The organism is Mesorhizobium sp. M1D.F.Ca.ET.231.01.1.1 (genome assembly GCF_003999155.2).
In the GTDB taxonomy this organism is placed as follows: domain Bacteria; phylum Pseudomonadota; class Alphaproteobacteria; order Rhizobiales; family Rhizobiaceae; genus Mesorhizobium.
Genome location: NZ_RZOZ02000118.1, coordinates 1 through 358 on the forward strand (window position 1 = coordinate 1; position 358 = coordinate 358).

The 358-nt window shown below is 66.5% G+C and carries 1 protein-coding gene; it reads right to left on the bottom strand.

The annotated features are described in order from the left end of the window. Positions 1-358, bottom strand: a 358-nt coding sequence (locus EN874_RS32560) for an extracellular solute-binding protein (RefSeq protein WP_127428852.1), incomplete at both ends; no start/stop codon positions are given.

Genomic DNA, 358 nt, shown 5'->3' on the forward strand with positions numbered 1-358 from the left:
GCGAAGATGTGCCGAGCAGCGATTCCTGGATGGCCTGCTGCAGCGCGGTCGACAGCTCCTGGTATTTCGGCGTGGTCGGACGCGGATACATGGCTGCCAGACCGAGCTTGGCGGCGGCGATCAGCTCCTCCTGGCCCTTGGTGACGGCCGGGTCGTCGTAAGACGAGGCCCATATCGGCAGCGAGAGCTTGGCATATTGGTTCTGCGTCGCCTGCGAGGTCATGAACTCGATGTACTTCCAGGCCTCGTCCGGATGCTTCGAGACGGCGGTGACGCCGAGGCCCATCGAGCCGTTGACGGCGGAGACCTCGCTGGTGCCGGCAACGCCCGGCGCCGGCACGACACCGACCTTGCCGGC